At 46.4% G+C, this 507-nt stretch carries 1 protein-coding gene; it reads right to left on the bottom strand.

Annotated elements, in window-relative coordinates; translation table 11 throughout:
- Positions 1–180: 180 nt before the first annotated feature.
- Positions 181–507: alkaline phosphatase PhoX (locus A3739_RS08455; protein WP_156502481.1), on the bottom strand; the 327-nt coding region annotated here is incomplete at its 5' end.

Raw genomic sequence — 507 nt, 5'->3', positions numbered from 1 at the left:
CAAAGACTGAGCGGGCGGAGCGAACGAATCAAAGTAAATTGCGAAGTAAGAGAGAGTAGCCTGGACATAGTTAAGGGTCTTGTCATTACAAGCCCCTTAACAAGGCCATCAGGACGAAACTGAAAGATCCGGCCAAAAAGCCCTCTTCCTTGAGGGCACATCCGTGTAACTCATACCTGATTAAGAACCAATAATTCCGCCGTCCTTGCGGGTAATCACTAAGGTACAGTCACGTGGTATTAACCCACTACCTGTTGGCGCAGGGAAGTTCGTAGAACTTGGATCACCATTTCCTGGGTGCTGTATGTTTACGAAAGCAGTTCGACGATCAGGCGTTAGAGTAAAGCCTGTAATTTCATCACTATTTACTCCAACCAAAAGACGTTTTGGCTGAGGAATTTCCCCATCATCGAGGTCCTTAGTTGTATCAAAGATTGTCAACTGATCCTGCAAACCTTGTGGCTGACCTCCATCTGTGCCGATAAATAAACGACCATCTTCATCCGC

Source organism: Oleiphilus sp. HI0067 (assembly GCF_001635735.1).
Note: the sequence above shows the minus strand (reverse complement) of the source record. Positions and strands in the feature narration are given on the sequence as shown.